Raw genomic sequence first — 16,739 nt, 5'->3', positions numbered from 1 at the left:
CGCACACGCCGATCTCGGTGCCTTTCTCGGCGGCCAGCTGCTTGAGCCGGATCGCGGCCGACAGCCCGGCCGGGCCGCCGCCGACGATCACGACGTCGTATTCCATCGATTCGCGCGGGCCGTATTGCGCGAGCAAGTCCTGTGTGGTCAAAATCCTGTCTCCTCCTGCGCCCCGACCGTTACGGTCAGAACTGGTCTTCCGTCAACGCGAGCACGCTCTCGTTGCCCTTCGCGCCGACGATCGACGCTTCGAGCCCGCCTGCCTGCACGAGGACGTGTTCCGCATAGCATTGTGCGATCGCGATCTTCGCATCGAAGAACGCCGTGTCGCTCGCGCGGTTCGCGTGCGCCGCCAGCAGCGCGCGCGCCATCTGCCATCCGCACAGCACGACGCCCGCCAGCTTCAGGTACGGCACGCTGCCCGCGAACACCGCGTTCGGGTCCTGCTTCACGTTCGCGACCACGTAGTCCACCACCGTCGACAGCGCGCGCGCACCCTTCTCCAGCTGCGCCTTCATCGACGCGGCCGCCGCGCCGTCGACCTTGCCGAGCGCCGCGACGGTGTCGCCGATCTCCGCGATCAGCGCCTTCGCCACCGCGCCGCCGTCGCGCATCGTCTTGCGGCCGACCAGGTCGTTCGCCTGGATCGCGGTCGTGCCTTCGTAGATCGCCAGGATCCGCGCGTCGCGGTAGTACTGCGCGGCGCCGGTTTCCTCGATGAAGCCCATCCCGCCGTGCACCTGCACGCCGAGGCTCGCCACGTCGTTCACCATCTCCGTGCTCCAGCCCTTCACGACCGGCACCAGATATTCGTAGATTGCCTGATGACGCGTGCGCGTCGCCTCGTCCGAATGGCGGTGGGCAATGTCGCTGTGCGCGGCCGCGACATACGCGAGCGCCCGCGCGCCCTCGGTCAGCGCGCGCATCGTGCCGAGCATGCGGCGCACGTCCGGGTGATGGATGATCGTCACCGACTGCTTGGCCGACCCGTCGACCGGGCGGCTCTGCACGCGCTCCTTTGCGAATTCCGCGGCCTTCCGGTAGGCACGGTCGGCCACGCCGATCCCCTGCATCCCGACGCCGAAACGCGCCGCGTTCATCATGATGAACATGTATTCGAGGCCGCGATTCTCCTCGCCGACGAGGTAGCCGATCGCACCGCCGTTGTCGCCGTACTGCAGCACCGCGGTCGGGCTCGCCTTGATGCCGAGCTTGTGCTCGATCGACACGCAGTGCACGTCGTTGCGCGCGCCGAGCGAGCCGTCGTCGTTGACCAGGAACTTCGGCACGATGAACAGCGAAATGCCCTTCACGCCCTCCGGCGCGTTCGGCGTGCGCGCGAGCACCAGGTGGACGATGTTGTCCGCCATGTCGTGCTCGCCCCACGTGATGAAGATCTTCGTGCCGAACACCTTGTACGTGCCGTCGCCCTGCGGCTCGGCGCGCGAGCGCACCAGCGCCAGGTCCGAACCGGCCTGCGGCTCGGTCAGGTTCATCGTGCCGGTCCATTCACCCGAGATCAGCTTCGGCACGTAGCGCTGCTTCTGTTCGTCGGTGCCGGCCGTCAGCAGCGCCTCGATCGCGCCGTCGGTGAGCAGCGGGCACAGCGCGAACGACAGGTTCGCCGCGTTCAGCATCTCGATGCACGGCGTCGCGATCAGCTTCGGCAGCCCCTGGCCGTCGTATTCGGCCGGATGCTGCAGACCTTGCCAGCCGCCTTCGACGAACTGGCGGAACGCGGCGCCGAAACCCGGCGTCGCGGTCACGACGCCGTCCTTCCAGCTGCTCGGGTTGCGGTCGCCCTCGACGTTCAGCGGCGCCAGCACCTCGTCGCAGAATTTCGCGGATTCGTCGAGCACGGCCTGCGCCGTGTCGTAGCCGGCGTCCTCGAAACCCGGCAACTGCGCAACGGTGTCGATGCCCGCGAGTTCCTTCAGCACGAACAGCATGTCCTTGACAGGGGCGTTATAGCTCATGGTCGATGTTCCAAATCAGGCGGTGAATGAGGCGCGCGGCCCGGGCGGCTGCGGCAAAACCGGCCAGCGCCAGGCGACGTCGTGGCCCATCGTAATGCCGCGCCGGCGGTTTTCCATTGTCATATCCGGCCCACATGGTGACAAAACCGGCCACACGATGCACGGGGCGATGGCGGAAACGGGCGTCCGGGCGGGGGTTCGGGTGCCGTTTGCAGCACACGCGACGCGCAATCGGCGTACCGGCAGAAAATCAGGGGTTAACCCTCTATTCGGTCAACATCGCATGCAAGGGATTCATCGGCAACGGCCTCGTCGTTGACGGCCGGGCCGCTGTTCGTATGGACACACGTCACGCATAACCTGATGTAATGCCGCCCGGAAAATAAAGCGCATTGACGCTGTTTCAGGGCCCGCCAATACTCGGCGCACAGCGAAGGCAATCCGGGTACGGAGCGAACCATCGGAACGAGGCGCGATACACGCCCGTCATCGAGGCCCGGCTTTCGCGAACGACTGCGCGCACGTCGAACGTGCGACGCGCCCCAAGGAAGCGATGCCATGAACTCCGTAGACAGCATGTTCGATCCCGCACCCGAAGCATACGACCGACTCTCCGATCCCGGCACCTGGGACAGCACCGGAAGAACCTGGGCGAGCGGCGAACAGCAGATGCTGACGTGCTGCCGCGTCGTCGACGAGACGCATGACGTCAGGAGCTTCGAGTTTCGTGTAGGCGACGGCTCGCCCGTTCGCTTCGAACCCGGCCAGTTCATGACGGTGTCGGCGAACGTCGACGGCCAGCCGGTCGAGCGCTGCTACACGATCTCGTCGCCGCCGACGCGTCCCTATCTGGTGTCCATCACGGTCAAGCGCGTGCCCGGCGGCATCATGTCGAACTGGCTGCACGACAACATGAAGCCCGGCAGCCAGCTACCGGCTTACGGCCCGTCGGGCAGCTTCACGCCGACGGCGGCACCCGCCGCCAGATTGCTGTACCTGTCCGCCGGCTCGGGCGTGACGCCGCTGATGTCGATGACGCGTGCGAGCATCGATCTCGGGCTCGACCTGGATATCGTGTTCGTCCACAGCGCGAGAACGCCCGCTGATATCGTGTTCCGCAAGGAGCTGCAGCGGCTCGAGGCGCTGTCGCCGCGCCTTCGCACGTACTTCGTCTGTGAAGGTGCCGGCGATGAAGCGCACTGGCCGGGACCGACCGGCCGGCTCAGCCTGCCGTTGCTTGCCGAACAGGTGCCCGACTACGCCGAGCGCGAAGCGTTCACCTGCGGCCCGGCGGGCTACATGAATGCCGTGCGCGACGTCCTGCGCAGCGGCGGACACGATCCCGCACGCTATCACCAGGAAAGCTTCGACATCGGCGCCGGCGTCGCGCCGACACTGGCCGCCCCCGCTGCCGAATCGTCGTCGGAAACGTTCACGGTCAGGTTGGCGCGCTCGTCGAAGACGTTCACGATGAACGCCGCCGACACCGTGCTGTCGGCAGCGAGAAAGGCCGGTGTCGCGATTCCGTCATCCTGCAGCCAGGGCATCTGCGGCACGTGCAAAACGAAGGTGCTCGACGGCACGGTCGACATGCGGCACAACGGCGGGATTCGCGACCGGGAAGTGCAGAAGGGTTTCCGGCTGCTCTGCTGCAGCCGCCCGACGTCGGACCTCGTGCTGGAGCTCTAGTCCGGCGGCAGACGACGCGCACGGCACGCTCACGGGCCTTGTTCGCACGTGTCCGGATCGGTGTTCGTCGCGGGTGCTGCAGGCGGGCGACCTGCTCGCGTTCGACACCGACTTGGTCGGGCCGCACGGTTACTGCTCGGACATCTCCCGCACCTGGATCGTCGGCGACGGCCGTCCGTCGGACGAACAGCGCAACCTGTACGAATTCGCATACGCACAGATCCATTTCAATATGAATCTGCTGCGGCCCCGGCAGTCCGAAGGCGGCAGCGTGATGTGCCGTCGATTGCGGCGCGTGCCGCTGGCCGGACGGCAACCGCGGCACGCGCATGGCGGCCAGCACCAAATCGGCCGCCCTTTTTCGCTGTCCGGGTCGGCACGTTTCTCCGTAGACTTCCATCTCATCACGCCAAGCGAGCACCGGAGCAGAGATCAGGATGAGTGAACGCCCGAAGCACATCGCGGATTTCATCCGGGTCGCCGGCGACCTGTTTCAATCGGACAAGCTTCCGCCCGCCGCGCGTGCATTCGCACCGCAAGTATTCGCGCGGCTGCAGACCCCGTCGGATAACGGCACGCGGCTCGCGATGCGCTACCCCGCCTGCGAATGGCTCGACCCGGCGCTCGAATCGGTCGCACGCGTCGACCCGACGTTCGCCACCGTCGCACGGCTGATCAAGGCGCTCGAACCCGAGATCGGCTGGTCGCGTCGCACGTCGGGCAAGGACGGCAGCCCGAACTACATCGATGGGCACGTAAACGGGATGATCTCCGGGCCCGGCGGCGCCGAAAGCCGCGACGACATTCAGCTCGGCTTCTCGTTGATGATGCCCGGCGTCAGATATCCGGATCATGGTCACGCACCGGAGGAAGCGTACGTGCTCATGACCGCCGGCGAATTCCGGCAGCAAAACGGCGCATGGTTCGATCCCGGGATCGGCGGCGGCATCCACAATCCGCCCGGCGCGCTGCATGCGATGCGGTCCGGCAACGCGCCGTTCCTCGCGATATGGTGTCTGCTGAATTGATCAGACGATCGACGCGGGGTGCCGACGGATTCGCCTGCGACAAGCGGCCGGCCATTGACCTACCGGCCGGTCGGAATCATCAATGGGAGCCGGCCATGGGAACCCGAGCAAGAAGCCGGTTATGGGAAGCCCATGCAGTCCCGCCGCGCGACGGCCGGCTCCCGCAGCCGCGCCGCACGGCGGAAGTCGCGCTCCGACCGCATCGTCAACCTCCATTCGGTCGACGCGATATCGCCCGCGCGTGGATAAAACGCAACAGCACGGCAGAAGACGCGTTCGACGATTTTGTGTCCTCGATGGCGCCTTTGTTATCGGGCATACTCTATTCGCGCCCAGCGAACGGTCGTTCCATTTTTAATGCGAACCCTCGCGCGAGCCACTAAATACGCACATGATTCTGTTACCTTGACGCACCGGCCCGAGCGCTTCGCGATGGCCATCACCCATCTTTCACACTATGACATTACAGATTGGGGTTCCTCTGGAGACAGCCACCGGCGAACGGCGCGTTGCGACCGTTCCCGAGGTGGTCGAGAAACTGATCAAGCTGGGGTTTTCGGTGGCCGTCCAAAGCGGCGCCGGTGCCGGCGCGAACTTTGACGACGACACGTATCGCGCGGCCGGCGCGAGCATCGCCGCCACGGCGGCCGAGCTCTGGTCCGGCAGCGACATCGTGTTCAAGGTGCGCCCGCCGAGTGCGGACGAAGTCGCGCTGATGCGCGAAGGCGGCACGCTGATCGGCTTCGTGTGGCCCGCGCAGAATCCCGAGCTGATGCAGCAGCTGGCCGCGAAGCGCGCCACCGTGCTGGCGATCGACTCGCTGCCGCGCACGCTGTCGCGCGCGCAGAAGATGGACGCGCTCACGTCGATGGCCGGCATCAGCGGCTATCGCGCGGTGATCGAGGCCGCGCATGCGTTCGGCCGCTTCCTGAACGGCCAGGTCACGGCGGCCGGCAAGATCCCGCCGGCGAAGGTGTTCATCGCCGGCGCCGGTGTGGCCGGTCTGGCCGCGATCGGCACGGCCGCGAGCCTCGGTGCGATCGTGCGCGCGAACGACACGCGTGCGGAAGTGGCCGATCAGGTCAAGTCGCTGGGCGGCGAGTTCGTCAAGGTCGACTACGAAGAGGAAGGCTCGGGCGGCGGCGGCTACGCGAAGGTGATGAGCGAGGGCTTCCAGCAGGCGCAACGCGCGATGTATGCGCAGCAGGCCAAGGACGCCGACATCATCATCACGACCGCGCTGATCCCCGGCAAGCCGGCGCCGAAGCTCATCACCGCCGAGATGGTGCAGTCGATGAAGCCCGGCAGCGTGATCGTCGACATGGCCGCCGAACAGGGCGGCAACTGCGAACTCACGGTGCCCGGCGAAGCCGTGGTGCGCCACGGCGTGACCATCGTCGGCTATACCGATCTCGCGTCGCGCCTGTCGCGGCAGTCGTCGACGCTCTATGCGACCAACCTGCTGCGCGTGATCGAAGAGCTGTGCAAGGCCAAGGACGGCACGATCAACGTCGACTTCGACGACGACGCGATCCGCGGCCTCACCGTCATCAAGGAAGGCAACGTCACGTGGCCGCCGCCGCCGATCAAGCAGGCGGCCGTCGCGCCCAAGCCTGCAGCGGCCGCACCCGCGGCAGTCGCGGCGCCGGCGAAGTCGAAAGGTCATGGCCACAGCGGCGAGCCGATGTCGGCCAAGGCGCTCGCGATCGTGTTCGCGATCGGCGCGCTGGCGTTCCTGCTGGTCGGCCAGTTCGCGCCGGCGAGCTTCCTGTCGCACTTCACGGTGTTCGTGCTCGCGTGCTTCGTCGGCTACATGGTGATCTGGAACGTCACGCCGTCGCTGCACACGCCGCTGATGAGCGTGACCAACGCGATCTCGTCGATCATCGCGATCGGCGCGCTCGTGCAGGTCGCACCGCCCCTCGGTGAGCTGGCCAACGCCGGCGATCGTCCGTCCGGGCTGATCCTCGGTCTCGCGGTCGGCGCGCTCACGCTCACGGCCGTCAACATGTTCGGCGGCTTCGCGGTCACGCGCCGCATGCTGGCGATGTTCCGCAAATAAGGGGACGACAATAATGACTTCCAACCTGACCACCGTCTCCTATATCGGCGCCGCGATCCTGTTCATCCTGAGCCTCGGCGGCCTCGCGAACCCCGAAACCGCGCGCCGCGGCAACCTGCTCGGCATGATCGGCATGCTGATCGCCGTGCTGGCCACCGTGGCCGGGCCGCGCGTGTCGGCCGCGGGCATTCCGTACGTGATCGCCGCGCTCGTCGTCGGCGGCGCGGTCGGCCTGTACGCGGCGAAGAAGGTGCAGATGACGCAGATGCCGGAACTGGTCGCGCTGATGCACAGCCTGGTCGGTCTCGCGGCCTGCCTCGTCGGCTTCGCGAGCTACATCGACACGTCGCTGCAGTTCACCGGCGCCGAGAAGGCGATCCACGAAGTGGAAATTTATGTCGGCATCCTGATCGGTGCCGTCACCTTCGCGGGCTCGATCATCGCGTTCGGCAAGCTGTCGGGCAAGATCGGCGGCAAGCCGCTACTGCTGCCGGCACGGCACTGGCTGAACCTGGCCGCGCTGCTGATCGTGATCTACTACGGCCGCGCGTTCCTGCATGCGGAAAGCATCCAGGACGGCATGCTGCCGCTCGTCGTGATGACCGTGATCTCGCTGCTGTTCGGCGTGCACATGGTGATGGCGATCGGCGGCGCGGACATGCCGGTCGTGGTGTCGATGCTCAACAGCTACTCGGGGTGGGCGGCAGCCGCCACCGGCTTCATGCTCGGCAACGACCTGCTGATCGTGATCGGCGCGCTGGTCGGCTCGTCGGGTGCGATCCTGTCGTACATCATGTGCCGCGCGATGAACCGCAACTTCATCAGCGTGATCGCGGGCGGCTTCGGCAGCGGCGCGGGCGCACCGGCGGCAGCCGGCGGCGGCGCCGCTCAGCCGGCCGGCGAAGCGGTCGCGGTGAGCGCGGTGGAGACGGCCGAGCTGCTGCGCGAAGCGAAGCGCGTGATCATCGTGCCCGGCTACGGGATGGCCGTCGCACAGGCCCAGCACACGGTGTTCGAGCTGACGAAGCTGCTGCGCGAGAAGGGTGTCGACGTGCGTTTCGCGATCCACCCGGTCGCGGGCCGCATGCCGGGGCACATGAACGTGCTGCTGGCCGAAGCGAAGGTGCCGTACGACATCGTGCTGGAGATGGACGAGATCAACGGCGATTTCCCCGAAGCCGACGTGTCGATGGTGATCGGCGCGAACGACATCGTGAACCCGGCCGCGCAGGACGACCCGTCGAGCCCGATCGCCGGCATGCCGGTGCTGGAAGTGTGGAAGGCGAAGACGTCGATCGTGATGAAGCGCAGCATGGCGTCCGGCTATGCGGGCGTCGACAATCCGCTGTTCTACAAGGACAACAACCGCATGTTGTTCGGCGATGCGAAGTCGATGCTCAATGAAATCTTCGGCGCACTGAAAGCCTGAGTACGGCCACGCGCGTGGAGCGGCAGCAAGCCGCTCCAGCGCCGCGTGGCTTCGATACGCCGTCGCGGACGCCGAACCGGACGACGCGCAGCCTCCCCCGCCTGCCCTTTTCCCGTTGCGCCGGTTCAGTCAGCGCTTGTGGACGACGGAGTCGAGCACGAAACTGGTCGTCATGTTTTGCACGCCGTCCAGCGCGCTGATCGTTGCCCAGATGTCGCTGATGCGCTCGTGCGTGGCCGCCTCGATCTGCACCAGCAAATCGACCTCGCCGCTGAGGACCGCGCAATCGCGCACCTCGGCGATCCGCTCGAGCGCGGCGAGCACGTCCGCGCCGCGCATCCGGTCCCGGCGATACACGAGCATCACGGCGCGCACCGGCACGACATCGTCGGGCAATGCGAGCCGCACCGTATAGCCTGCGATGATGTGCAGCGCTTCGAGCCGGTCGATCCGGTTGCGGACCGCCTGCCTGGACAGACCGATCCGGTCGGCCAATACCGCGAGCGGTATCCGCGCATCGGCACACAATGCGTCGATGATCTTCTGGTCCAGGCCGTCGATCTTCATTGGCCGAACCCGGTGTGCGCGGCGCCGCGCGCATCGACCGCGTTGCGCAATGCCGCGATGTGGCCGGGGCCGATTCCGCAACACCCGCCGACGATCCGCGCGCCCAGGCCAAGCCACTGCTCCGCCCATCTTGCATAGCCGGGCGGATCGACGTCGCCGCGCAGGCCGTCGAGTTCCTCGTTCGCGCGCGCATCGGCGCGCTGAGGCGGAAACGCGTTCGCATAGGCGCCGATCGCGAGCGACGTTCCGGTGTTCGCGAGCGTGCGCTGCACCGTCTCGATCGCCACACCCATCACCTCCGGCTGGCTGCAGTTGAACAGCAGCGCGGTCGCGCGCGCGGACACGGCGGCGTCGATCGCTTCGTCGAGCGTCTGTCCCGATCGCAGTACCGGCGTGGCGCCTGCGTCGACGTCGTCGCGCAGCGTGAACGAGACCCAGAGCGGTTTCGGATTCGCACCGAGCGCACGCCGGACCGCGCCGATCTCGTCGGTCAGGCTCTGCGTCTCGGCCAGCCACAGGTCGACGTAGGGATCGAGCCCGTCGACGAGCGTCGCCAGGATCGCATCCGCGCGCGCCGCGTCGAACAGGTCGGGTCGGTAGGAACCGCCGGTCGGCGGAAGCGATCCCGCGACGCGCACGGGCCGCGCTGCGCGGTCCGCCGCTTGCCGCGCGAGTTGTCCGGCAAGGGCCGCGAGCGCGACTCCATCGCGACGGAACCGCGCTTCGCCGATATGGAACGGCACGACCGCATAGCTGTTCGCGGTGATCACGTCGGCGCCCGCCGCGATGAACGCGTCGTGCGCAAGGCTGACGTAATGCGGCGCTTCCATCAGCGCGAGTGCCGACCATTCCGGCTGCCTGAACGGCGCCCCCATCCGCGCCAGTTCGCGCCCCATGCCGCCGTCGAGTACTGTGATGTCTTGCATAGTCCGTGCTCCGTCGTTGCAATCCGCGCGGCTCGTGCCCGCATCGATTCAAAGGTCGGCGCGACGCGCGTGGGGCGTCGACCGAGCGTGCGCGCGGGTCCGTTTCAGATCTGCTCCAATGCTTGCGCGATATCGCTTTTCAGGTCGTCGATGTGCTCGATGCCGACCGAATAGCGGATGAAATTGAGCGGGATGTCGGCAGCGCGCATCTGCTCCGCCGACATCGTGCCCGCCCACATCGATGCCGTATGGATCGCGAGCGAATCGACGCCGCCGAGATTGCCTGCATTCAGTGGCAGGCGCAGCGCCTCGACGAAGCGCTGCGCTTCGCCGTAGCTTCCCCGCACGCCGAACGCGACCACGCCGCCGAAACCGCGCATCTGCCGGCACGCGAGCCCATGCTGCGGATGGCTGCGCAGGCCCGGATAGAACACGCGCTCGATCTTCGCGTGCGCTTCGAGGAATTCGGCCAGCGCCTGGGCGTTCGCATTGATCCGCTCGACGCGCATCGGCAGCGTGCGCAGCCCGCGCAGCAGCAGCCACGCGTCCATCGGCGACAGCACCGACCCGAGCGTGATGTGCGTATGCCAGATCTGCTCGGCGAGCACGCGGCTCGTGCAGATCACGCCGCCCGTCAGGTCGTGATGGCCGCCCAGGTACTTGGTCGCGCTGTGCACGACGATGTCGACACCGAGCCGGTGCGGCTGCTGGTTGATCGGCGACGCGAACGTGTTGTCCGCGAGCGTGAGGATGCCGCGGGCTCTGGCGATCTCGGTCACCGCGGCGATGTCGGTCACGAGCAGCAGCGGATTGACCGGCGACTCGAGCACGATCAGCCGTGTGTTCGGCCGGATCGCGCGATCGAACGCGGCCACGTCGGTCTGGTCGACGAACGTCACCTCGACGCCGAACCGGCGCAGCATGTCGTCGAGCAGCTTCGTAGTGCTCATGTAATGACGCGTCTGGCCGACGACGTGATCGCCGGCCTTCACGACACTGAGGATCGCGGTCGCGATCGCGCCCATGCCGGATGCCGTGACCAGCGCGGTCTCGGTGCCCTCGAGCTCCGCCATGACCGCCTTCACGCGCTCGTGAACCGGATTGCCGTAGCGCGTGTAGTTGCGCGGATGCTGCGGCACGCTTGACATCTCCGCGAATTCCTCGCTGCCGGCTGCCTTGAACACCGCCGAATAGTGGATCGCCGGCGCGACCGACTTCTCGTCGGTCACGTCGCGGTCCGCGGCGAGCGCCAGCGTTTCAAGCTTGTATCCCATGTCGTCCTCGGATCGTTCGTTGTGTCGCGTTCATGCGGCGCCCGTCAGGCACGCACGCTGCCCAGATGGCGATTCAGCAGACCTTCGACGCGTTTGAGCACGGTCGAAAGCACCGCCGTGATACCGACGTAGACGATGCCGGCCAGCATCAGCGCGTCGGTCGTATAGGTTTCGATGGAGATGCGTCGCGCGACACCGGTGAGGTCGAGCACGGTGATCGTGCTGGCAAGCGCGGTCGATTTCAGCTGCAGCACGATCTCGTTGCCGAGCGTCGGCGCGACGATGCCGATCGCGCGCGGCACGATCACGAACCAGGTGAGCATGAAGCGGCTCATCCCGAACGCGAGCGCGGCCTCCTTCTCGCCGGCGGGAACGCCTGCGATCCCGCCGCGGATGTCTTCGGCCATGTAGGCCGCAAGATTGAGCGTCAGCGCGCACAACGCACACGAGAACGATCCGCCGACCAGCAGCCACAGAGGCGATGCACGCACGATCGAGAACTGCGCGAGCCCGTAATACAGCACGAAAATCTGCACCAGCAGCGGCGTGCCGCGAAACACCGACATGAACAGCCGGCTCGGTGTCGACAGCCAGCGGCACGCCGACGTGCGCGCGACCGCCAGCGGCACCGCGAGCGCGAACGCCAGGGTGCACGACAGCACCAGCAGCTCGAGCGTGATCCAGATGCCGCGCGCGACGTCCGGGCCGGACTGCACGATGAGGGAAACAAAGTCGTTCATCAGATGGCCCTCCTCAGGTGCGTTTTGCGTAACCGCGGCCCGCGCTGCGCTCGAGCCACGCAAACACGGGGTTTGATGCGGCGAGAAAGCCGAAATAGACGACTCCGACCGCCACGTAGAAAACGAACGGCTGCTTGGTGAACTGCGCGGCGATGTTGGCCTTGCGCAACATGTCCTCGAGCCCGACGATCGACACCAGCGACGTGTCCTTCAGCAGGTTCTGCCACATGTTGTTCAGGCTCGGCAGGCAGATGCGCCACGCCTGCGGCAGGCGCACGTACCACAGCGTCTGCAGGCGTGTCATCCCGTACGCGCGCGCGGCTTCGATCTGGCCGGCCGGCACCGCGCTGAACGCGCCGCGGAACATCTCCGACGAGTACGCGCCGAACACCACGGCGAGCGCGATCACGCCGGCGGAGAACGGGCTGATGACAACGGCGCCATCGAATTGCGCGTTGAGAAAATGCGACAGCCCGAAGTAGCAGATCAACAGGATCAGGAACTCGGGAATGCCGCGCAGGAAATTGGTCAGCGCATAGGTCGCATGCCTGAGCCACCCGAGGCTCGACAGTTTTGCCGACGCACCGGCGATGCCGAGCAGCATGCCGACGCACAGCGCGGCGACCGCCAGCTCCAGCGTGACGAGCGCGCCAGCCGCGATCTGCGCGCCGTAGTTCACCAGGATATCCATCGTAATGTCGCTCCGTGTAAGACCGGAATCGCGCGGGCCGCCGTCCGGCGCCCGCGCGGTCCCGCTGCGCGGTTATTGCGGCGCGATGCTGAACGGGAAATAGCGCTTGTTGGCCGCGGCGAACGTGCCGTCCGCCTGCACCTGCGCGATGCCCTTGTCGAACAGCGCCTTCAGCGGCGCGTCGCCCTTGCGCACCGCGATCGCCGTACCGTCGCCGAAGATCTCCGCATCGGCGATCGGCTTGCCGACGAAGTCGAAGCCTGCCTTCCTGCCGGCCTTCGTCAGCCAGTCGTACGCGACCGTGTTGTCGGCGAATACCGCATCGACGCGCCCGGCCTCGAGATCGAGCCAGGCCTCGTCGAGCGTCTGATAGACCTTCACGTCGATCCCCGACTTGCTCGCCGGCAGGCGGCGGCGCAGATAGGATTCGTGCGTCGAGGCCGTCTGAACGCCGATCGTCTTGCCGCGCAGCGTGGCGGCGTTGTCCGTGATGCCGGAGCCCTGCTTCGCGACGAGCTGCACGGGCGCCGTCGTGACGATGCGCGTGAAGTCCACCGACTGCTCGCGCTCCGGCGTCTTCGACATTTGCGCGAGCACCGCATCGATCTGCTTCGCCTTGAGTGCCGGAATCAGCGCGTCGAAATCCATCGTCACCCACTGGCACTTGACCTTCATCGTGTCGCACATCTTCTTGCCGATGTCGATCTCCATGCCCTGCAGCTTGCCGGAGGCATCCTTGTATTCGAACGGCGCGTAATCGGCGAGCGTGCCGACCCGCACGACCTGCTCGGCCTGCGCGACCGATCCGAGCAATGCCGCGCCCACGCACAGCGACTGAAGCAGCTTTTTCATGGTTTCCTCTCCGGTTGGCATTGAATCCGCATCAAATGATGCTGGACAGAAACTTCTGGAACCGCGGCGATTTCTGGCTCGCGAACACCTCGTCAGGACTGCCGTCTTCCTCGATTCGCCCCTGATGGACGAACACGACGCGGTTCGCGACTTCGCGCGCGAACCCCATCTCGTGCGTGACGACGAGCATCGTGCGTCCCTCGTCGGCCAGCGAGCGCATCACTTTCAACACTTCGCCGACGAGTTCCGGATCGAGCGCCGACGTCGGCTCGTCGAACAGCATCACGTCGGGGTCGGTCGCGAGCGCACGTGCAATCGCGACGCGCTGCTGCTGGCCGCCCGACAGCTGGTTCGGATAGTGTTCGCACTTGCCGGCGAGCCCGACCCGTTCGAGCATCGCGATCGCCTTGTCGCGGGCGTCGCGCTTCGGCACGCCGAGCACGCGCACCGGCACGAACATCACGTTCTGCAGCACGGTCATGTGCGCCCACAGATTGAACTGCTGGAACACCATTGCGAGCCTGCGGCGCACGCGCATCACCTGCCGCGCGTCGGCCGCGACGAGCGCGCCGTCGCGGCCCGCCTGTTTCAGCGCGAGCGTTTCGCCATTCACGCAGATCCGGCCGCGGTCGGGCATTTCCAGCAGGTTGATGCACCTGAGGAAGGTACTTTTCCCCGACCCGCTGCTGCCGAGGATCGACACGACCTCGTGATTCTTCGCGGTCAACGAGATGCCCTTCAGCACCTCGACACCGCCGAACGACTTGTGAATATCCTCGACCACCAGCGCGTCCGCCGCCGGTTTGCATGCAGGAATTGCTGCTGGCATCCTCGACTCCTTCCTCGATACGTTGCTCATACCGCTGCGGTTCGCGCCGCGCCGGCCCGCGAGGGGCCCGCGCTCGCGCATCAGCCCGACAGCCGCCGGTTGCGCCTGAAGCAGACCACCTTCGGCTGCGTCATGTCCGTCATCGCGAACCGAACGCCTTCGCGGCCCAGCGACCCATGCTTGAATCCGCCGAACGGCATGCCGTCGAAGCGGTAATCGGACGAATCGTTGATCATCACGCCGCCCGCCTGCAGGCGCTCGGCCGCGCCGAGCGCCACCTCCAGGCGGTTGGTGAACACGCCTGCATGCAGGCAACTCTCCGACGCGTTGGCCGCGTCGAGCGCCTGCTGCAGGTCGGTGAATTTCTCGATCGTCACGACCGGCGCGAATACCTCGTCGGTCCAGACACGCGCGTCGTGCGGCACATCCGCGAGCACCGTCGGTTCATACAGCGCCCCGCGTCGCCGATGGCCGGTCAGCACCGTCGCACCGCACGACACGGCTTCGTCGACCCAGCGCTCGATGCGGATCGCCTGTTCCTCGCCGATCATCGGCCCCATGTCGGTCGCATCGTCCAGCGGATCGCCGACGACCATCCTGCCGGTCAGTTCGACGAAATACCGCACGAACGGCTCGTACGCGGCCTCGGCGACGAAGATCCGCTGCGTGCCGATGCAGTTCTGTCCCGCCGCCCAGAACGCGCCCGACACGCACGATTCGGCGGCATCCTTCAGGTCGCAGTCGGCCATGACGATCACCGGCGCATTGCCGCCCAGGTCCATCGCGATCTTCTTGAGTCCCGCATCGCGCGTGATGGCCTCGCCGGTCTGCGGGCCACCGGTAAAGGTCACCATCCGGATCCGCCGGTCGCGCACCAGCGCGGACGCGAGATCCGCGCCGCCGTGCACGATCTGCAGCGCGGCGCGCGGCGCACCGGCTTCCCACAGGACCTCGACGAGCGCCTGTGCGGACAGCGGCGCGAGCAACGAGGGCTTCAGGATGACCGCATTGCCGGTCGCGAGCGCCGGCCCGAGCTTGTGTGCGACGAGGTTCAGCGGGTCGTTGAAGGGCGTGATCGCGAGAATCACGCCCAGCGGCTCCAGCGTGTAGTAACCGCTGCGATCCTCCGAGCCGGGATACCCGTCGAACGGGATCGTCTCGCCGTTGAGTCGTTTCGCTTCCTCGCCCGACAGGCGCAGCGTGTTGACGCAGCGCGCGACTTCCTTGCGGGCCTGCCGCAGCGGCTTGCCCGCCTCCAGCGCGATCGTGCGTGCGAATGTCTCCGCTTGTGCCTCCACGCTCGAGGCCGCGCGAAACAGGAGGTCGGCCCGCTGACTGCGCGACATGGAGGCGGCCGCGCGCGCGCCGTCGAGCGCGCGCTCGACGAGGAGCGGCGCCGCATCGGCTCGCGACAGACGAACCTGGCCGACGATCGAGCCGTCATACGGCGACCGCACATCGGCCACGCCGGCTCCCGTGCAGTCGCTCATCACCGCATCGCGCGCGCTCATGCCGCCACCTCGTGCGAGGCCGCGCCAATCCGGTCCGCCAGTTCGATCAGGTCGGAGAGGATCGCGAACGCCGTTTCCTCGCGCCCGGCACCCGGCCCGCTGATCGTCACGCCACCGAGCACGTCGGTGTCGAACGTGATCGCGTTCGTCACGCCGCTGGCGGCCAGCAGCGGATGGCCGGCCGGCAGCTTGCGCGGTTCGACGCTCGCGGTAACGGTTCCGTCCGGATGGCGGGTGGCGGATCCGATCAACCGCCAGGACATGCGCTCCGCCGCCGCCGCGCGCACGTCTTGCTCGGTCAATTCCACGATGCCGCGACATGTCACGTCGGCGCGCTCGAGGCCGGCATTCCACAGTGCGTTCGCCAGAATGACGACCTTCAGCTGTACGTCCGAACCGTTGACGTCGGCCGCCGGGTTCGCCTCCGCATAGCCGCGCTGCTGCGCATCCCGGATCGCCGCATCGAAGCTCGCGCCGACCTCGACCTCGCCGAGCACGTAGTTCGACGTGCCGTTCAGGATGCCGGCGAAGCCGCGGATGTCGCAGCCGCGCAGCGAGGTCGCGAGCTGCCGCAGCACCGGCGTGCCGCTCATCACCGTGCCCTCGTACATCACGCACGCACCCGATTGCGCGGCGATCCGCGCCAGTGCCGGCTGCGCGAGCGCGATCGGCCCCTTGTTGGTCGTGATCACGTGCTTGCCGCATTCGAGCGCGGTACGGCAATGCGACAGCGCGGGCTCACCGGTGTTCGGATCGGTGAAGGTCGCCTCGATGACGACATCCACGTGCTCCGACGCGATGGCCTTCAGCACCGCACCGAGGCCGACGTCCGGCGACACCAGCGTGCCGGGATCGCGACGCAGCGCTTCGGTATCGACGCCCCGCCGGGCGGTTTCGTCGAGGACGTCCAGCGCGATACCGCGAGGATTCGTCGCGATCCCGAGCCGCAGGTCGGCGACCATCGTCACCGATACGTCGAGTCCCGCCGCACCCAGCATCGCGCGCTTCTTCTTGAGCAGTTCGACCAGTCCCTGATTGACTCCGCCGAAACCGACCAGTGCCAGTTTGAGTTCCATCTCGATCATCTCCTGTTCATTGACTACACGACACAGGTTAGTTATGCGAATCGATTTTCAAATTATGCGTTTCGCCCGATTCAAGCCGT

15 protein-coding genes and 1 pseudogene are annotated in these 16,739 nt (G+C 66.9%); 5 read left to right on the top strand and 11 right to left on the bottom strand.

The genetic code is table 11. The features are described 5' to 3' along the window. Both U4012_RS34015 and U4012_RS34010 read right to left on the bottom strand, forming a co-directional pair. The coding region (locus U4012_RS34015) for an FAD-dependent oxidoreductase (RefSeq protein ID WP_124636892.1) at positions 1-151 on the bottom strand (151 nt) is incomplete at its 3' end. 34 nt (positions 152-185) lie between these two features. Beyond that, on the bottom strand, positions 186-1,976 hold the full coding sequence (locus U4012_RS34010; RefSeq protein ID WP_044848464.1) for an acyl-CoA dehydrogenase: 1,791 nt from the start codon (positions 1,974-1,976) through the stop codon (positions 186-188). A 558-nt stretch (positions 1,977-2,534) separates the two neighbouring features. On the opposite strand from U4012_RS34010, the gene U4012_RS34005 reads away from it, so the two are divergent. The 5 genes and pseudogenes from U4012_RS34005 (at position 2,535) to pntB (ending at position 8,184) form a co-directional block, all read left to right on the top strand. Beyond that, positions 2,535-3,665: a hybrid-cluster NAD(P)-dependent oxidoreductase gene (locus U4012_RS34005; protein WP_321804166.1), complete on the top strand. Its 1,131-nt coding sequence runs from the start codon at positions 2,535-2,537 to the stop codon at positions 3,663-3,665. Positions 3,666-3,678: 13 nt separating this feature from the next. Next, positions 3,679-4,110 (top strand): annotated as a pseudogene (locus tag U4012_RS34000) (M24 family metallopeptidase); the annotation flags it as partial. Then, positions 4,103-4,693: a dimethylsulfoniopropionate lyase gene (locus U4012_RS33995; protein WP_321804164.1), complete on the top strand. Its 591-nt coding sequence runs from the start codon at positions 4,103-4,105 to the stop codon at positions 4,691-4,693. The pseudogene U4012_RS34000 and the gene U4012_RS33995, both read left to right, overlap by 8 nt. Before the next feature lie 457 nt (positions 4,694-5,150). Continuing rightward, positions 5,151-6,755: a Re/Si-specific NAD(P)(+) transhydrogenase subunit alpha gene (locus U4012_RS33990; protein ID WP_321804162.1), complete on the top strand. Its 1,605-nt coding sequence runs from the start codon at positions 5,151-5,153 to the stop codon at positions 6,753-6,755. A gap of 13 nt (positions 6,756-6,768) precedes the next feature. After that, positions 6,769-8,184, top strand: a complete 1,416-nt coding sequence (pntB, locus tag U4012_RS33985) for a Re/Si-specific NAD(P)(+) transhydrogenase subunit beta (RefSeq protein WP_321804160.1) — start codon at positions 6,769-6,771, stop codon at positions 8,182-8,184. 129 nt (positions 8,185-8,313) lie between these two features. Here pntB and U4012_RS33980 read toward each other — a convergent pair whose 3' ends face one another. From U4012_RS33980 to U4012_RS33940, 9 genes are all read right to left on the bottom strand, one after another. Continuing rightward, positions 8,314-8,751, bottom strand: coding sequence for an Lrp/AsnC family transcriptional regulator (locus tag U4012_RS33980; RefSeq protein WP_321804158.1), 438 nt, complete (start codon positions 8,749-8,751; stop codon positions 8,314-8,316). After that, positions 8,748-9,677 carry a homocysteine S-methyltransferase family protein gene (locus U4012_RS33975; RefSeq protein WP_321804156.1) on the bottom strand — a complete coding sequence of 310 codons (930 nt, stop codon included), beginning with the start codon at positions 9,675-9,677 and terminating at the stop codon, positions 8,748-8,750. Before U4012_RS33975 ends, U4012_RS33980 begins: the two co-directional genes overlap by 4 nt. Before the next feature lie 104 nt (positions 9,678-9,781). Continuing rightward, positions 9,782-10,951: an aminotransferase class I/II-fold pyridoxal phosphate-dependent enzyme gene (locus U4012_RS33970; protein WP_321804154.1), complete on the bottom strand. Its 1,170-nt coding sequence runs from the start codon at positions 10,949-10,951 to the stop codon at positions 9,782-9,784. 44 nt (positions 10,952-10,995) lie between these two features. Further along, positions 10,996-11,691: an ABC transporter permease subunit gene (locus U4012_RS33965; protein WP_321804152.1), complete on the bottom strand. Its 696-nt coding sequence runs from the start codon at positions 11,689-11,691 to the stop codon at positions 10,996-10,998. Between the two features lie 13 nt (positions 11,692-11,704). After that, positions 11,705-12,382, bottom strand: a complete 678-nt coding sequence (locus tag U4012_RS33960) for an ABC transporter permease (protein WP_124489177.1) — start codon at positions 12,380-12,382, stop codon at positions 11,705-11,707. A 72-nt stretch (positions 12,383-12,454) separates the two neighbouring features. Beyond that, positions 12,455-13,234: a transporter substrate-binding domain-containing protein gene (locus U4012_RS33955; RefSeq protein WP_124489178.1), complete on the bottom strand. Its 780-nt coding sequence runs from the start codon at positions 13,232-13,234 to the stop codon at positions 12,455-12,457. A gap of 31 nt (positions 13,235-13,265) precedes the next feature. Further along, entirely contained in the window at positions 13,266-14,063 is a 798-nt protein-coding gene (locus tag U4012_RS33950) for an ABC transporter ATP-binding protein (protein ID WP_044848454.1), read from the bottom strand. Between the two features lie 80 nt (positions 14,064-14,143). Beyond that, positions 14,144-15,574: an aldehyde dehydrogenase family protein gene (locus tag U4012_RS33945; RefSeq protein WP_321804149.1), complete on the bottom strand. Its 1,431-nt coding sequence runs from the start codon at positions 15,572-15,574 to the stop codon at positions 14,144-14,146. Beyond that, positions 15,571-16,650: a homoserine dehydrogenase gene (locus U4012_RS33940; protein WP_321804147.1), complete on the bottom strand. Its 1,080-nt coding sequence runs from the start codon at positions 16,648-16,650 to the stop codon at positions 15,571-15,573. The genes U4012_RS33945 and U4012_RS33940 overlap by 4 nt, the downstream gene beginning before the upstream one ends. Positions 16,651-16,739: the final 89 nt, after the last annotated feature.

Origin of the sequence: Burkholderia sp. BCC1988 (assembly GCF_905339895.1) — a bacterium.
GTDB lineage: Bacteria > Pseudomonadota > Gammaproteobacteria > Burkholderiales > Burkholderiaceae > Burkholderia.
The sequence above is the reverse complement of the archived record's forward strand: the minus strand, read 5'-3'. Positions and strand labels throughout refer to the sequence as shown.

Excerpts from the sequence above, each read along its gene's own strand:
- U4012_RS34010 (WP_044848464.1), bottom strand. The coding sequence starts at position 1,976 with ATGAGCTATAACGCCCCTGTCAAGGACATGCTGTTCGTGCTGAAGGAA.
- U4012_RS34005 (WP_321804166.1), top strand. The coding sequence starts at position 2,535 with ATGAACTCCGTAGACAGCATGTTCGATCCCGCACCCGAAGCATACGAC.
- U4012_RS33995 (WP_321804164.1), top strand. The coding sequence starts at position 4,103 with ATGAGTGAACGCCCGAAGCACATCGCGGATTTCATCCGGGTCGCCGGC.
- U4012_RS33990 (WP_321804162.1), top strand. The coding sequence starts at position 5,151 with ATGACATTACAGATTGGGGTTCCTCTGGAGACAGCCACCGGCGAACGG.
- pntB (WP_321804160.1), top strand. The coding sequence starts at position 6,769 with ATGACTTCCAACCTGACCACCGTCTCCTATATCGGCGCCGCGATCCTG.
- U4012_RS33980 (WP_321804158.1), bottom strand. The coding sequence starts at position 8,751 with ATGAAGATCGACGGCCTGGACCAGAAGATCATCGACGCATTGTGTGCC.
- U4012_RS33975 (WP_321804156.1), bottom strand. The coding sequence starts at position 9,677 with ATGCAAGACATCACAGTACTCGACGGCGGCATGGGGCGCGAACTGGCG.
- U4012_RS33970 (WP_321804154.1), bottom strand. The coding sequence starts at position 10,951 with ATGGGATACAAGCTTGAAACGCTGGCGCTCGCCGCGGACCGCGACGTG.
- U4012_RS33965 (WP_321804152.1), bottom strand. The coding sequence starts at position 11,691 with ATGAACGACTTTGTTTCCCTCATCGTGCAGTCCGGCCCGGACGTCGCG.
- U4012_RS33960 (WP_124489177.1), bottom strand. The coding sequence starts at position 12,382 with ATGGATATCCTGGTGAACTACGGCGCGCAGATCGCGGCTGGCGCGCTC.
- U4012_RS33955 (WP_124489178.1), bottom strand. The coding sequence starts at position 13,234 with ATGAAAAAGCTGCTTCAGTCGCTGTGCGTGGGCGCGGCATTGCTCGGA.
- U4012_RS33950 (WP_044848454.1), bottom strand. The coding sequence starts at position 14,063 with ATGCCAGCAGCAATTCCTGCATGCAAACCGGCGGCGGACGCGCTGGTG.
- U4012_RS33945 (WP_321804149.1), bottom strand. The coding sequence starts at position 15,574 with ATGAGCGCGCGCGATGCGGTGATGAGCGACTGCACGGGAGCCGGCGTG.
- U4012_RS33940 (WP_321804147.1), bottom strand. The coding sequence starts at position 16,650 with ATGGAACTCAAACTGGCACTGGTCGGTTTCGGCGGAGTCAATCAGGGA.